The 14,922-nt window shown below is 51.5% G+C and carries 11 protein-coding genes; 10 read left to right on the top strand and 1 reads right to left on the bottom strand.

Annotated elements, in window-relative coordinates; translation table 11 throughout:
* Nucleotides 1–38 precede the first annotated feature (38 nt).
* From ric to R70331_RS20860, 5 genes are all read left to right on the top strand, one after another.
* The gene (gene ric / locus R70331_RS20880) at nt 39–749 is read left to right on the top strand and encodes an iron-sulfur cluster repair di-iron protein (RefSeq protein WP_442950591.1); all 711 of its coding nucleotides are present in this window, start codon (nt 39–41) and stop codon (nt 747–749) included.
* A gap of 196 nt (nt 750–945) precedes the next feature.
* Entirely contained in the window at nt 946–1,641 is a 696-nt protein-coding gene (locus R70331_RS20875) for a hypothetical protein (protein WP_156131167.1), read from the top strand.
* A 257-nt stretch (nt 1,642–1,898) separates the two neighbouring features.
* Nucleotides 1,899–4,328: a nitrite reductase large subunit NirB gene (gene nirB, locus R70331_RS20870; RefSeq protein WP_081947689.1), complete on the top strand. Its 2,430-nt coding sequence runs from the start codon at nt 1,899–1,901 to the stop codon at nt 4,326–4,328.
* A 28-nt stretch (nt 4,329–4,356) separates the two neighbouring features.
* The gene (nirD, locus tag R70331_RS20865; RefSeq protein ID WP_042178697.1) at nt 4,357–4,698 is read left to right on the top strand and encodes a nitrite reductase small subunit NirD; all 342 of its coding nucleotides are present in this window, start codon (nt 4,357–4,359) and stop codon (nt 4,696–4,698) included.
* A gap of 29 nt (nt 4,699–4,727) precedes the next feature.
* On the top strand, nt 4,728–5,519 hold the full coding sequence (locus R70331_RS20860; RefSeq protein ID WP_042178695.1) for a formate/nitrite transporter family protein: 792 nt from the start codon (nt 4,728–4,730) through the stop codon (nt 5,517–5,519).
* A gap of 195 nt (nt 5,520–5,714) precedes the next feature.
* Here the strand turns inward: R70331_RS20860 and R70331_RS20855 are convergent, their stop codons facing one another.
* Nucleotides 5,715–6,434, bottom strand: coding sequence for a Crp/Fnr family transcriptional regulator (locus R70331_RS20855; protein ID WP_260509899.1), 720 nt, complete (start codon nt 6,432–6,434; stop codon nt 5,715–5,717).
* A gap of 412 nt (nt 6,435–6,846) precedes the next feature.
* On the opposite strand from R70331_RS20855, the gene R70331_RS20850 reads away from it, so the two are divergent.
* The 5 genes from R70331_RS20850 to R70331_RS20830 all read left to right on the top strand — a co-directional run bounded on the left by R70331_RS20850 (nt 6,847) and on the right by R70331_RS20830 (nt 14,828).
* Nucleotides 6,847–9,153: a glycoside hydrolase family 65 protein gene (locus R70331_RS20850; RefSeq protein WP_042178693.1), complete on the top strand. Its 2,307-nt coding sequence runs from the start codon at nt 6,847–6,849 to the stop codon at nt 9,151–9,153.
* The gene (locus tag R70331_RS20845) at nt 9,150–11,447 is read left to right on the top strand and encodes a glycosyl hydrolase family 65 domain-containing protein (RefSeq protein WP_042178691.1); all 2,298 of its coding nucleotides are present in this window, start codon (nt 9,150–9,152) and stop codon (nt 11,445–11,447) included. The genes R70331_RS20850 and R70331_RS20845 overlap by 4 nt, the downstream gene beginning before the upstream one ends.
* A 47-nt stretch (nt 11,448–11,494) precedes the next feature.
* Nucleotides 11,495–12,139: a beta-phosphoglucomutase gene (pgmB, locus tag R70331_RS20840; RefSeq protein ID WP_042178689.1), complete on the top strand. Its 645-nt coding sequence runs from the start codon at nt 11,495–11,497 to the stop codon at nt 12,137–12,139.
* 140 nt (nt 12,140–12,279) lie between these two features.
* Nucleotides 12,280–13,089, top strand: coding sequence for an alpha/beta hydrolase (locus R70331_RS20835; RefSeq protein WP_042182970.1), 810 nt, complete (start codon nt 12,280–12,282; stop codon nt 13,087–13,089).
* Between the two features lie 134 nt (nt 13,090–13,223).
* Nucleotides 13,224–14,828: a peptide ABC transporter substrate-binding protein gene (locus R70331_RS20830; protein ID WP_042178687.1), complete on the top strand. Its 1,605-nt coding sequence runs from the start codon at nt 13,224–13,226 to the stop codon at nt 14,826–14,828.
* Nucleotides 14,829–14,922: the final 94 nt, after the last annotated feature.

The raw sequence follows: 14,922 nt of genomic DNA, 5'->3' as shown, positions 1-14,922 counted from the left end.
ATAATGATAAGGGAGGGCCTATTATGACGGCCAATCAATTGAACCATACAAACGGACAGCTTAGCTTCAGCGGTGAAGATTTTGTGAGAGATATCGTACTGCAATTTCCGAAAGCGGCAGATTACTTCAAAGGACAGCGGATCGATTTCTGCTGCGGCGGAGCAAAGCCGCTGGCTGAAGCAGCTGAAGAGAAGGGGCTGAACGCAGACCAGCTGCTCGGTGATCTGCAGAAGCTGGTAGAGGAGCATCCGGTACTTGAGGAAGATACCAGATGGAATCAGGCAACTTCCCGTGAGCTGGTAGAGCATATTGTGAACAAGCATCACCGCTACCTGCGTGAAGAGCTTCCGCAGATCAGCCAGAACGTGACCAAGGTATTCCGGGTACATGGTGACGATTCCCCGCATCTGGCTGAAGTTCACCGCCTGTTCAACCTGCTGCGTGAAGATCTGCTGAAGCATACAGCACAGGAAGAGGAAGTGGAATTCCCCAAAATGCTGGCTTACAGCGAAAATCCAAGCGAAGCAGGCTTGGCTGAGCTGCATGAGCTGCTGCACAATCTGGAGCAGGAGCATGAAGGGGCCGGCGAAATTCTGCGTGAGCTGCGTGCGGTTACGGGAGACTTCACGCCGCCGCCGCATGCCTGCACAACCTATCGCCTGACCTATGCCCGGCTTGAGGAGCTGGAAGGCATGACCTTCGAGCATGTTCATCTGGAAAATAACAACCTGTTTCTGCGCTATCAATAAGCATCAAGAGCTGGCTGTGGAAAAGCCCCTTCGGGGGCTTTTTCTGTGCAGAAAAGTAAAAATGCCGGGGATCCCCAAAATAATTTGAGAAGCCTGTCTGTTTACGTTATCCTTAAATAGGGAGTAATACATAACGACTACATGCCTGAGAAGAAGCTGGAAGCTGTGTCAGGCAAAAGAAGGCGGGTGCCTGGGATTGAAGGTGAACGGGTTGTGGCGGATAGGTTTGGGTCTCATCCTGATTATGATTGCAGGGGGCTGTGAAGCCCTGGGGGCAAATCTTGAAGTGAATAATGTTGCTGCTGGTGCTCCTCAGCCAGCATTCTCAGTAAAGATCGGAGATAATGACCTGACCGGGAGCTCTGGGCGGCAGATCAGTGATGCATTTAAGCCTGACATCACTGTCAAGGAGCTGCTTAATGCCAGCGGCCTGGTCACTTTTTCCGGAGACGGAACTTCATTGCTGAGTGTAAACCATATATCGCTCAGTCCTGATATGGCCTGGGAGATTCAATTAAGCGGTAAAACGGCGGCAGATTTAAGCACCATAGTGAAGCGTGAGGACACGATCCTGATAAAAGCCGCAGCGGCACAAGAAGCTCCTTTGCAGCCCGTCATCCTGACTATTAACGGCGGGAGCGGACAGCCGGAGCTGACACATTCCTATGTTATGCCTTATGCTGAAGATATGACCGTGAGAGGGCTGCTGAAGAGCAGCGGCCATGTCCGCCTGGCGGAGAATAACAAGACACTGATAGCTGTCAAGGAATACAAGCCGTTATCCAATGAAGAGTGGAAGCTGAAGCTGAATGATAAGGCGCTGCTGGACAACGGAATTGATATGAAGCTGAGAATTCAGGATGAGCTGGAGATATCCCTTGTTCTGCGATAACATAATGTAACATGAAAGCGGGTTTATACAGCCAGTTTTCTCTATACGGCCTTCATTGGCGATAGAGAATCTGGCTGTTTTTTGTGGAAAAATCAGTAATTATCAAACCCCCGCGTAAGCTTACATGACATGTAATATTGTGAAAACATTCACAATTATTGTGATTGTAATCACAAATGCCGTTCAAATTTAAAATGTATAATTCAGGTACGAGATAAAATTCAAAGAATTTTAAGAGCTTTGGGGAGGTTTTAACAGTGAGAGTGGAGAGAAAACAGTTAGTATTGATAGGCAACGGGATGGCAGGCGTAGGGACTATTGAACAGATTTTGAAGCTGGGCGGCGCTTATGATATTACGATCTTCGGCAGCGAGCCTCACCCCAACTATAACCGGATTATGCTGTCCTATGTGCTTGAAGGCAGTAAAAGTATTGAGGATATCATTCTGAACGACCGCCAGTGGTATGCAGACAACAATATTACACTGCATACAGGAACTACGGTAGTAAAGATTGACGAGGAAGCCCGGCAGGTCATCGCTGATAACGGACTGGCTGTTCCTTACGATAAAGTTATTATTGCCACAGGCTCCAACTCCTTCATCCTGCCTGTTCCGGGCAGCACCAAAGAAGGTGTAGTCGGCTTCCGCGACATTGCTGACTGTGATGCAATGCTGGCAGCGGCCAAGCAGTACCGTACAGCAGCAGTAATCGGCGGAGGTCTGCTCGGACTTGAAGCGGCTAAAGGCCTGGTCAACCTCGGCATGGATGTCACCGTAGTACATCTGCTGGAGGATCTGATGGAGCGTCAGCTGGACCATACGGCTTCATCGATGCTGCAGGCAGAGCTTACCCGTCAAGGTGTGAAGTTCGCCATGGGCAAGCAGACAGCGGAACTGACCGGTGATGAACGTGTTAACGGTCTGAGATTCAGCGACGGTTCGGAGCTGCAGGCGGATTTTGTAGTGATGGCTGTCGGAATCAAGCCAAACACTCAGCTGGCTAAAGACAGCGGCATTACTGTTAACCGGGGGATCGTTGTCGATGATTACCTCCAGACATCAATGGAAAACGTCTACTCCGTAGGTGAATGTACAGAGCACCGCGGAACCTGTTACGGTCTGGTAGCTCCGCTGTTCGAGCAGGGTATGGTGCTTGCAAAGCACCTGTGCGGAGCAGCAACACAGCCCTATGAAGGTTCGGTGGTATCAACAAAGCTGAAGATTTCCGGCGTGGATGTCTTTTCGGCAGGCGAGTTTACAGATACACCGGAGCATACCGTTATTTCGGCCAAGGATGAATGGAAGAGAACCTACAAGAAGATTTTGCTCAAAAATAATGTCATTGTCGGTGCTGTATTGTTCGGTGATGTTACCGAATCTGCGAATCTGCAGAAGCTTGTGAAACAAGGCACCGAAATGACTGATGATATCTACAGCGAAGTGATGGGAACGGGCTGCTGCGGCGGCGGAGGCAATGCCAAAAAGGGCATGTCCGTAGAAGCGATGGCTGATGAAGAAATCGTCTGCGGCTGTAACGGAGTTACCAAAAAGGCGATTGTTGATGCGGTAACGGAGAACGGTTTTACCACTGTTGATGAGATTAAGGCCTGCACTGGTGCTACGCGCTCCTGCGGCGGCTGTAAGCCGGTTGTAGAACAAATCCTGCAATTCGTGCTCGGTGACAGCTTCAAGGAGAGTGCCAAAGCCGGTATCTGCGGCTGCACCCCGCTCAGCCGTGACGAAATTGTTGCTGAGATTACAGCTAAGGGACTCAGAACGACTAAGGAAGTTATGAACGTGCTGGAGTGGAAACAGCCTGAAGGCTGCTCCAAGTGCCGTCCGGCCGTCAACTATTACCTCGGGATGATTTATCCGGATACGCATGAGGACGAGAAGGAATCGCGTTTTGTCAACGAACGGATGAGTGCGAACATTCAGAAGGACGGTACCTTTACAGTTGTTCCGCGTATGTACGGCGGCGTGACTACACCGGAAGATCTGAAGCGGATTGCGGATGTATCCCTGAAATATGATGTGAAGGTAGTTAAGGTAACCGGCGGACAGCGTCTGGACCTGATCGGTGTCAAAAAGGAAGATGTGCCAAAAGTGTGGGAAGAGCTGGATATGCCTTCCGGTTACGCTTACGCCAAATCGCTGCGCACCGTCAAAACCTGTGTCGGCAACCAATTCTGCCGGTTTGGTACACAGGACTCCATGGGGGTAGGGGCGATGCTTGAACGTAAATACGAACGTCTTGATTTCCCTGCCAAGTTCAAAATGGCGGTTAACGGCTGCCCGCGTAACTGTGCGGAATCATGCACCAAGGATATCGGAATCGTCGGCAACGACGGCGGCTGGGAAGTGTTCATCGGCGGTAACGGCGGTATCAAGCCGCGTATTGCAGATGCCTTCTGCAAAGTGAAGACAGATGAGGAACTGGTAGAGGTATGCTCAGCTGTGATGCAGTTCTACCGTGAAACAGGCAACTATCTGGAAAGAACATCGGAATGGGTAGAACGCATGGGTCTTGAGCAAATCCAGAACGTGATTCTGAACAACGAGGAGAACCGCAAGGAGCTTGCGGCACGGATTGATTTTGCCCTGGCCCAGGTATCCGATCCATGGAAAAAAATGCTGAAGGAAGAAGACACCCGCAGCGCACTGTTCGAAAAAGCCCAGCACTAAAATAAAAAGCCCAGGAGGAGAGAGAACAATGGAAAACACAAACCATGAGTATACGATAGGGACGGTTCAGCATTTCCTGCCGCAGATCGGGCGTGTAGTCGGCTGCGGTCCGGTGGAGCTGGCTGTGTTCAAAACCTCGGATGGCCGGATTTTCGCGGTGGAGAACAAGAATCCCCATCCGAAGGGCGGCCCGCTCGCGGAAGGAATTGTGTCCGGGCATTACCTGTATGATCCGCTGTATGACTGGAAAATTGATCTGCGCAGCGGAGAGGTTCAGGCTCCCGACAAAGGAAGAGTCGCCACATTCCCGGTTACTGTAGACGGGGAAAGTGTTAAAGTTACCCTGCAGGGTACATTGATTCAAAGCTAAATTAAGATAAGAAATGGCGGGGTGGAGAGATGTTTACGCAAAGCGTCGAGAACATCGTAGAGGCAGCAGTCAGCAAACGGGATAAAATGAATGAAAATTTGCCGCGGTACTTTTTGGCGGCGCTACTCGCAGGGGCATACGTCGGAATCGGAATTATTCTTATCTTCTCATTGGGAGCACCGCTGGCGGCGATTAAATCGCCGCTGCAGCCGCTCGTAATGGGCGCCTCCTTCGGAATCGCCCTGACCCTGGTCATTTTTGCCGGCTCGGAGCTGTTTACCGGGAACAATATGTTCTTTACTGTCAGTACCCTTGCAGGAAGAACCTCAGTATGGGACACGGTCAAGAACTGGGTCATCGTCTTTATCGGCAACGTCGGCGGTGCTGTTATCCTGGCTCTGCTGATTCAGGGGACCGGATTATTTAAGGCGGCTCCTGCGGAGCATCTGATCTTCGCTGCTGCTGCCAAAAAAATGACGCTGCCCTTCTCGGAGCTGTTCTTCCGCGGCATCCTCTGTAACTGGCTTGTCTGTCTGGCCATCTGGATGTCCTCCCGTGCCAAAAGCGAAGCTGCCAAGCTGGTGCTGATCTGGTGGTGCCTGTTCGCCTTCATCGCCAGCGGCTATGAGCACAGTGTAGCCAATATGACCCTGCTCAGTGTAGCAGTTCTGCTGCCTAACCACCCTGAAACGGTCTCGGTAGCCGGCTGGCTGCACAACATGATTCCGGTTACGCTCGGCAATATCATCGGCGGCGGCTTGTTCGTCGGTGCAGCGTACTGGCTCATCTCTCCCGTCCGCAATACCTTCAGCAAACGTTAAGGCAGTACTGATAAGCTGTCCTGAGGCATTAGCCTTCAGGGCAGTTTTTTTGTTGGCTATATCTGCAGCCGGCGGTTTTTGACGGCAGAAAAAAAGACGCCTGCACGGCGCCTTTGACCACTCTATTTGTTATTAAATAATATTTGGGCCAGAACTGTTTCAATGAGGAGAATAGAGGGTATTATTACAAGGAAATTAAATCCGGCAAATTTCGTTCGGACACATCTCGCAATGGCAGATTTCCTGCAGCATGCCAAGGTCCTTAATGACGATCATACCATTCTCATATTCAACAGCATCTTTTTTACGCAAATCGCTCAGCATCCGGTTGACACTCTCACGGGTAGCGCCAATCATGTTGGACAGGTCAGTATGCGTAATCTTTTTGTTGATCAGAATGTTGTCGCCATTCTTCTCACCGTAGGTATTGCCAAGACGGATCAGAGTGGAGCAAAGTGCGCCCGGTTTGCCGTACATCATCAAATCACGGAATTTCGTCTGTGTGAGACGGTGATGAATACCCATCCACTTCATGAAGTCAATGGCGAAATCGCAATGCTGGCAGATCAGAATTTCCAGATCCTTCTGTTCAATTACGCCAACTTCGCTTTCTTCAATAACTTCGGCGGTGAAGCTATGCTTCGTGCTGAAGAACGGGTCAGCCTGACCTACCATATCACCAGCCTGATACATATAAAGAATGAGTTCCTTGCCTTCGTCAGTAGATTTCGTCAGCTTCACGCGTCCACGTTTGATATAAAACAATTTATCCGAGTAGTCGCCTTCCCAGAAGAGGTGTGATCCCTCAGGGACCATACGTTCCTTCATTGTAACGAGAAGTCTGTTAAAATTCTGTTCGGAGAAACAGTTTGTATTTCCGTGGGCTTCGATAACATTGTAATGTTCCTTTATCATAATCGACATCCCCTTTATTCCCTCAGTTTTTCAGTAAATTTTAAATTAATTATACATGTAAATTCCTCTTTATGGTTAAAAAATTTCGCGAAAAAGTGTCGAATTTATAACATTGTGATAATTTTCACTTCAAATGTGTGAGATTTAATATGTTTTATGCCCCTTCAGGAGGAAAATCCATAATTAACGTCTATTATAACAGCGGTTTCCCAGTTTGCACAATTGTTGGGAAACGGCTTTTTTATGCTTTTTTCCGGGAAAGAGACATTTAGTATTGATTATATGGTGAACTGTGGAGTTTATTCAACTCCGTAAAAATGCACATAACTCCGTTACAGCCGGACATTGGCCCCAGGCCGCTTGACAGGTACGCTGGAGTTGAGCATCAAAAAACGGAGAGGGAGAATCAGACATGGCTAAAGTAGCGGATAAATATTTAAAGGTAGATCCGTGGTCGGTAATGGAAGAAGGGTTTGATCCGAGGCGGAACAGGGTATCGGAGTCGATCTTTTCGCTGGGCAATGAGTATATGGGAGTCCGCGGCTATCCGGAAGAAGGCTACTCGGGGGATATGCTGCTGGGCAGCTATTTTAACGGATTATATGAAGAGCACGCTATCGGCAACCACTATAAAGGAATTATCCGCTCGCTGCGTTATATGGTGAATGCGGTGGACTGGCTGTATACACGGATTACGGTTGACGGTGAGCAGCTGGATCTGGCTCATAGCCGGGTGAAGAACTTCCGCCGCAGGCTGGATTTCCGCACCGGTACCTATTGCCGTGAATTCGTATGGCTGCTGGAGGGCGGCAAAGAGCTGAAGGTAACCTTCACCCGGCTGGTCAGCATGAAGATGTCACATCTCGGGCTGCAGCAGGTGGCGTTTGAGCCGCTTAATTTCTCGGGTGAGGTGCAGGTGCTTACAGGACTTGATTTCGGGGCGGTCCATGAGGAGCGCGGACAAAGCATGTGGAAAAGTCTGCATAGCGGTTCTGCGGAGGGAATTACAGCAATTATGGCGGAAACGCTGACCACCGGCAACAGGCTGTTCTCCGGCTTTGTCCTGCAGTCACCGGCTGAACTGAATCCATGTCTGGTAGAGCGTGACAGGTTCGCTGGCCAGTCCTTTGCACTTTCTTTAATAGAAGGAGAAAGAATTCATTATACGAAGCTTGCCGTCAACTATGCGGACACAGAGAAGATACGTACTCCTGAGGAGCTGTGGGAGAAGGGCATACAGCTTGCCGGAGAAGCGGCTAGGCTTGAGGCGAATGATGTATTTGCTGCCCAGGCTGCGTACTGGAACGGGATCTGGGAGACCAGCGATATCTCTATCGAAGGGGATGAGGAGAACCAGCAGGGCATCCGCTTCTGTATCTTCCAGCTGTACCAGACGTACCATGGCGATCATCCGGGCTATAACATCGGAGCGAAGGGGCTTACCGGGGAAGCTTACCGGGGACTGGCATTCTGGGATACAGAGTCGTACTGCCTGCCTTTTTATATGTTTAACAATCCGAAGGCGGCCCGGAGCCTGCTTGAATTCCGTTACAAGACACTGCCGGAGGCGATGCAGCGGGCCGGGGATGTGGATTGTGAAGGCGCCTGCTATCCAATAGCGACAATTGACGGAACTGAAAGCTGTGATCTGTGGCAGCATTCCAATCTGCAGTTGCATGTCGGAACGGCTGTATCCTACGGTATCTGGCATTATGTAAAAAATACGGGTGACAAGGAGTTTCTATACAGTAAAGGCGCCGAGATGCTGATTCAGATCAGCCGCTTCTATGCCACACGAGGACAGTGGGGGGCGCGCAGCGGGCAATACGGTTATTTTGGCGTAATGGGCCCGGATGAATTCCAGCTGATGGTAAATAACAACTGCTATATCAATCTGATGGCTAAAAAGCTGTTTGAGTACACTAATGATACACTGGAAGAAATGCGGAGGTCTGTGCCGGAGCAGTTCGCTGAGCTGGCTGCCCTGACCGCGCTGCGTGAAGAAGAGCTTATTGACTGGGCACATAAAGCGGAGCATATGAAGATCCCTGCTGACCCGGCCATCGGGGTATATGAGGAGCATGACGGATTCTTTGATATGCCGCATATGGATATTCACTCTATTCCGGTAACCGATTTTCCGCTCTATTCGAACTGGTCCTATGACCGTCTGTACCGTTACGACATGATTAAGCAGCCTGACGTACTGATGTTCATGTTCCTGTACAGCAGTGAATTCACCAGGGAAGCCAAGCTTGCCAATTATGAATATTATGAGCTGCGCTGTATTCATGAATCCTCGCTGTCACCGTCGATTCACTCCATTCTTGCCAGTGAAATCGGCAAGCATGAGGAGGCATACCGGTTCTTTGAATTTGCGACCAGGCTGGATCTGGATAATTACAACCGCAACACCCGTGAAGGTCTGCATACCACCTCGATTGCCGCGGCGTGGATGAACATCGTATACGGATTCGGCGGCATGCGTTCAGACGGGGAGCTCCTCAGCTTCAGTCCGTCGCTGCCGGAGCGCTGGACGTCCTACAGCTTCCATGTACAGTATGAAGGAGTGCTGATCCGTCTGGCTGTCGCGCAGGAGGGTGTGCAGTTACAAGCCGTTTCCGGAGGATGCACTGAAATTATGGTTTACGGGCAGCGTATCAGCATTGGCCCGGACAATGTAATGCTCCCGCTCGCTGAAGGGCTGGTGGCCGGATGAGCTGGATAGTAAAGGACCTTCAATTCAGTGCTGAGAAGATTATAACAGGCGGCAATAAATATATGACCGGCAACGGATATATGGGCTTCCGCGGAACGCTGGAGGAATTCGGGAAGGAGCAGCTTGCCGCCGTCACCCTGGCCGGAGTATACGATCAGGCCGGAGGGAAGTGGCGGGAGCCGGTTAACGCGCCGAATGCGTTGTTTACCAGGCTTAGCTGTAATGGTAAACGGCTGGGCGTGCTTGACGCAGAGCCGCTGTCGCACAGTCAGGAGCTGGATATTTCCTGTGCGCTGCATAAGCGTGAGACGGTGTATGGCATCAGCGGAGGCGAGCTGGCCTTTACCGCTGAGCGCTTCGTCAGCATGGATCAGCTGCATGTGCTGGTGTCCCGGCTTAGCCTGGCTGCCACGGCGGATTGCCGGATTGAGCTGGAGACAGGCATTGACAGTGAGGTGTGGGATATTAACGGCCCGCATCTGTACGGCTTGCAGGAGCGGCATACGAAGGGCGTACTTCTGGCTGAAGCCGTTACCGGTGAGCTTGGTCTGCAGGTGGCGGTAGCAGAAATGACAACATGCCATTTTGAGGCGGGGGAAACGTCAGGAGAGGGTGGTGCGCGCCGGTTCATTGCTTTTGACGTCAAGGCTGGAGAGGTTTATGAATGGTATAAATACGCAGCTGTCTATACGGAGCTGGACTGCAGTGAGCCTGCCGAGTCGGCCGTGCAAAATGTCCGTACGGCGGAAGCAGCCGGCTATGGACAACTGCTTGCAGCGCACCGTGAAGCCTGGGCGGAACGCTGGAAGAGGAGTGACTGTGTGATCGAAGGGGATGCAGCTGCCCAGTTTGCGCTCAGGTACAGTATCTATCAGCTGCTGATCATTGCACCGACCCAGTCGGAGAAGGTATCCATTCCAGCCAGAGGGCTGTCCGGCCAGGTATACAAAGGCGCAGTGTTCTGGGATACAGAGATGTTCATGCTGCCCTTTTTCCTGCACAGTGACCCTGCCACGGCCCGCAATCTGCTGATGTACCGCATTCATACGCTGGACGGCGCGCGGCGGAAGGCTGCTGAATATGGATATCTTGGCGCCTTTTACGCCTGGGAGAGCCAGGATACAGGCGATGATGCCTGCACGCTGTTCAACGTAAACGATGTGTTTACCGGACGGCCGATGCGCACCTACTTCCGTGATAAACAGGTGCATATCAGTGCTGATGTAGTACACGGAATCTGGCAGTATGTCGCGTTTACCGGAGATGACAGTCTCTTGGCTGACGGCGGAGCAGAAGTGATTTGGGAATGTGCCCGGTTCTTTTATTCCTATGCCTGCTATAATCCGGTTAAGCGGCGCTACGAGGTGCTGGATGTTACCGGTCCTGATGAATACCATGAACGGGTCAATAACAATGCTTATACCAATGCTCTTGTCCGGCAGACACTTGAGGTTGCTCTACAGAGCGCAGAGCTGTTGCGGGCTAAATATCCGGAGCGGTATGAGCAGCTGGCCGGAAGGCTTGCCGGCGGGCCGTTCCTGAAAGAGTTCAGAGAGATGCTGGCTGGTCTTTATGTTCCGCAGCCAGATCCGCAGACGCTGCTCATCGAGCAGTTCGACCGTTACTTTATACTTGAGGATGTCCCGCTGGCAGAGCTTAAAGCCCGGGTTATTCACCCGAATGAATATTTTGGCGGCGGTAACGGGCTGGCGACTACGACCGCCATTCTTAAACAGGCAGATGTGGTGCTGATGCTGAATCTGTTCAAAAGCACCTTCTCCCAAGAGGTCAAGCAGGCCAACTGGGAGTATTACGAACCGCGGACGGAGCATGGCTCCAGTCTGAGCCCGTGTATCTATGCGCTGGTGGCTGCCGATATTGGATCGCCTGACTGGGGATATCCTTACTTTATGCGTACCGCAACAGTAGACTTGACCGGGGAATCCAAGCAGTATGTCGGGGACCTGTATATCGGCGGAACACATCCGGCGGCAAACGGCGGAGCCTGGATGGCGGCAGTGCTCGGTTTTGCCGGCGTGCTGTTTGACGGAAAGGTGCTGCGGGTGCAGCCTGCACTGCCTGAGCTGTGGACAGCGGTGGAAGTGCCGCTGAGCCTGCACGGAGACAGCTTCCGGCTGAGGGTCAGCCGGGAAGAGATAACGGTTAGTGCTGCCGCCGGGAACAGGGAGGCGCTTAAGGTAAGCGGATGCGGCAGCAGGGATCAGCTGTGCCAGCCTGGAGCTATGCTGACGCTGCGGACGGCGGGGGCTGCAGGTGCCAGTGCTGCTGAATAGCGGCTGGTGAATCTGAATATAAAGTTACAACAGGAGGTCATGAATGTATGCCGGATTATAGCATGCTGCAGCAAATGAAAGGTGCCATCTTTGATCTGGACGGAGTCATAGTGGATACTGCCAAATATCATTATCTGGCTTGGCGGTCACTCGCGTCAGAGCTCGGCTTTGATTTTACTGAAGCGGATAATGAACGCCTTAAGGGTGTGAGCCGGATGAGATCGCTTGATATTCTGCTGGACATTGGCGGGCTGGAATTCACGGAGGATGAGAAGCTTGCCATGGCGGATAAAAAGAATGGTCTATACGTGGATTACATCTCCCGGTTAGAGGAGTCAGAGCTGCTTCCTGGCGTCAGAGAGTATCTGATCAGGCTGCGCGGCTGCGGTATCGGCATCGCCCTCGGCTCAGCCAGCAAGAATGCACAGTTCATTCTCGATAAGCTGAATATTGCCGGAATGTTCGATGCTGTTGTTGACGGCAACAAGGTATCCAGAGCCAAGCCGGACCCGGAGGTATTTCTGACAGCCGCCCGGGGACTGGGTCTGCAGCCGTATGAGTGTGTAGTCTTTGAGGATGCCGAAGCAGGCGTAGCTGCAGGTAAAGCGGCAGGCATGCAGGTCGTCGGAACCGGAAGGCCTGAGGCATTAAGCGGGGCAGATATTATTGTAAGCGGATTGCATGAATTATAGGGGCTTGATAGACTAAGAGTCGTGGCAAGGGCAACTCCCGATATAGATTGAACTCAGAACATACATAAATAGCAGGATAGCAGCATTCAATCTATGTAGACTCATTATTCTATTATAGTAGGAAAGCTTGAGGGATGCAGATGGAAACGTTGTTATTATGGCCGGAGGGTGCTCCGGGGGCGCAGGGTACAAGTGATGAGGACTGCCCGGCAATTACGCCTTATTTGGCGGAAGGAAGCAATAATGCTGCAGTGCTGATCTGTCCCGGAGGTGCTTACTGGCTGCGGGCTGACCATGAAGGGGGGCCGGTAGCCGAGTGGCTGAACCTACTTGGGATCTCCGCTTTTGTGCTGCGTTACCGTGTAGCTCCTTACCGGTATCCGAACGCCCTGCTGGATGCTCAAAGAGCGCTGCGTACAATCCGTTATCGTTCAGAGGAATTCGGAATTGATCCGCAAAGAGTCGGCATACTGGGCTTCTCCGCCGGGGGGCATCTTGCTTCAACAGTATCCGGACTGTTTGACAGAGGGAACAAGGAGTCAGAGGAAGCGCTAGAACGGGAGTCCTGCCGTCCGGACTTCTCTATTCTATGCTACCCGGTCATATCCATGATGGATGGTGTGACACATGAAGGCTCCAGGGACAATCTGCTTGGTGCTAATCCGCCTGAGGAGCTGATCCGCCGTTTAAGCGGTGAGCTGCAGGTCACGCCTGATTCACCGCCTGCCTTCCTCTGGCATACTGCGGATGACGGCGCGGTACCGGTGGAGAACAGCCTGCTGCTTGCCGCAGCGCTGCGCCGCTGCCGGATTCCATTTGATCTGCATGTGTATGCCCATGGTGAACATGGCCTGGGCCTGGCTGAAGAGGAGCCTCATACGCGCGGCTGGACCGGCGCTTGCGCTTCCTGGCTGCAGATGAACGGTTATGGGGACATAGACGGTTCTTGAATAACTGCATTGAAGCCTTTCACGAGTTCTTAGAGCTTGTGAAGGGCTGTTTGCTGTTCTTCTATCTGAATGTGGTGTTACATGATAAGATGGCAGTATTGGTTTGATTTAACAGGGAAAAAGGAGAATCGTGGATGAAGAAGCTGCTTCATGTACTTTTAGCAATGGGATTGATATTGGGCATCGGATTAACGCAAGAGGGAAAGGCCTCGGCTGAAGGAAGCAAGCAGGTGTTCAGAATTGGCGTGGACGTTATCCCGGGGCTGCTTGATCCGGCCCTTACTGTCAACGATACGGACTCATCGGTCATTAAGGGCCTGTTCGAGGGTCTGGTCCGCTTGAATGAATACGGCCAGGCTGTGCCGGGCATCGCGAAATCCTGGAAAATATCGAACGGCGGCAAAACGTACACCTTTGCTTTGCGGACTGCAGCCAAATGGAGCAACCAGCAGCCTGTAAAGGCGGCGGATTTTGAATATGCCTGGAAGCGGGCGTTGTCTCCGCAGTCTTTTAACAGCAAGGCCTTTAAAATGTATATGATCGCCGGCGCGGAGAGCTATCACAATGGTAAGCAGAAGGATGCCTCCAAAGTAGGGATTAAGGCGCTGAATGACTATACCCTACAGGTGACGCTTGCAGCTCCGAATTACACGTTCCTTCAGATGCTCGCCGAGAATATTTATCTGCCGGTGAACGCAGCAGCGGTTAAAGCTAATGCCAGCTGGGCCGGCAGTACCGAATCTTACGTAACCAACGGCCCGTTCATGCTGGCTGCCTGGGATGCCAATAAGATTATTCTGGTCAAAAATTCCGGGTATTACGCTGCTAAGGAGATTCAGTTCTCCGAGGTTCAATTCCTCAAGCCGGCGGCTTGGGAGCCTTCCAATACATCAACCTTTCTTGCCGGAAATCTCGACTGGGTCGGGAGCGGTGAGAATACGGCTATTGACTATTATGATTCCATAACGGCTGCTGATAACGGTATTGAAACATATACTTATCCGTACGCCAGCTTGTATTACTATCAGTTTAATGTGAACGAACCTCCGTTTAATAATGTGAAAATCCGTAGAGCGCTGGCAATCGCGGTGGACCGTGAGGGCTTGCCTTACGGCACTCCGGCTTATGGAGATATTCCTCCGACCATTTATGGGGTCAAACAAAACTTCCGTTCGGAGATTGCGGACTCCAGGTACTTTAAGGAAGATATTAAATCCGCCCAAAAGCTGCTGCAGGAGGGGTTGAAGGAAGAGGGCCTGAACAGCCTGCCGGAATTCAATATCATTGTGAACGCAGAGCAAAATCATGATCTGATTGCCTCACTCATCGTTTCCGGCTGGAAAGAAAAGCTGGGCATCAAGGCGAATGTTGAGGTTCAGAGCTGGAGTGAGCTGCTGGACAACCGTTACAGCCAGAATTATACGGTAGCCAGAGCAGGCTGGAGAGCGGATTACAATGACCCGGCTGCGTTTCTGGAATACTTTACGTCATGGAGTACAGACAATGACTCGGGCTGGAGCAATAAGCTGTATGACAGCTATATTCTGCAGGCACGGCAAAAACAGGAGCCCGCTGAGCGGATGCGCCTGTATGCCAAAGCAGAGAAATTGCTGATTGATGAAATGGTTATCCTCCCGCTGTACTATTATGTTGCGGGTGTGCTCAAGAGCCCGGACGTTAACAATGTATATCTGGATTTTGACGGTTCGATTGCTTTTACCAGAGGTTATCTAAAATAATCACTCATGCTCAGCCGGCCCGGCATATTCTGCAGTATGGGCTACATTTCATTTAGGTCAGCCGGATCTTCCGGTTGGCCTGTTTGTGGTTCCG

Origin of the sequence: Paenibacillus sp. FSL R7-0331, assembly GCF_000758645.1 — a bacterium.
GTDB classification, from domain to species: Bacteria; Bacillota; Bacilli; order Paenibacillales; family Paenibacillaceae; genus Paenibacillus_AQ; species Paenibacillus_AQ camerounensis.
The sequence above is the reverse complement of the archived record's forward strand: the minus strand, read 5'-3'. Positions and strand labels throughout refer to the sequence as shown.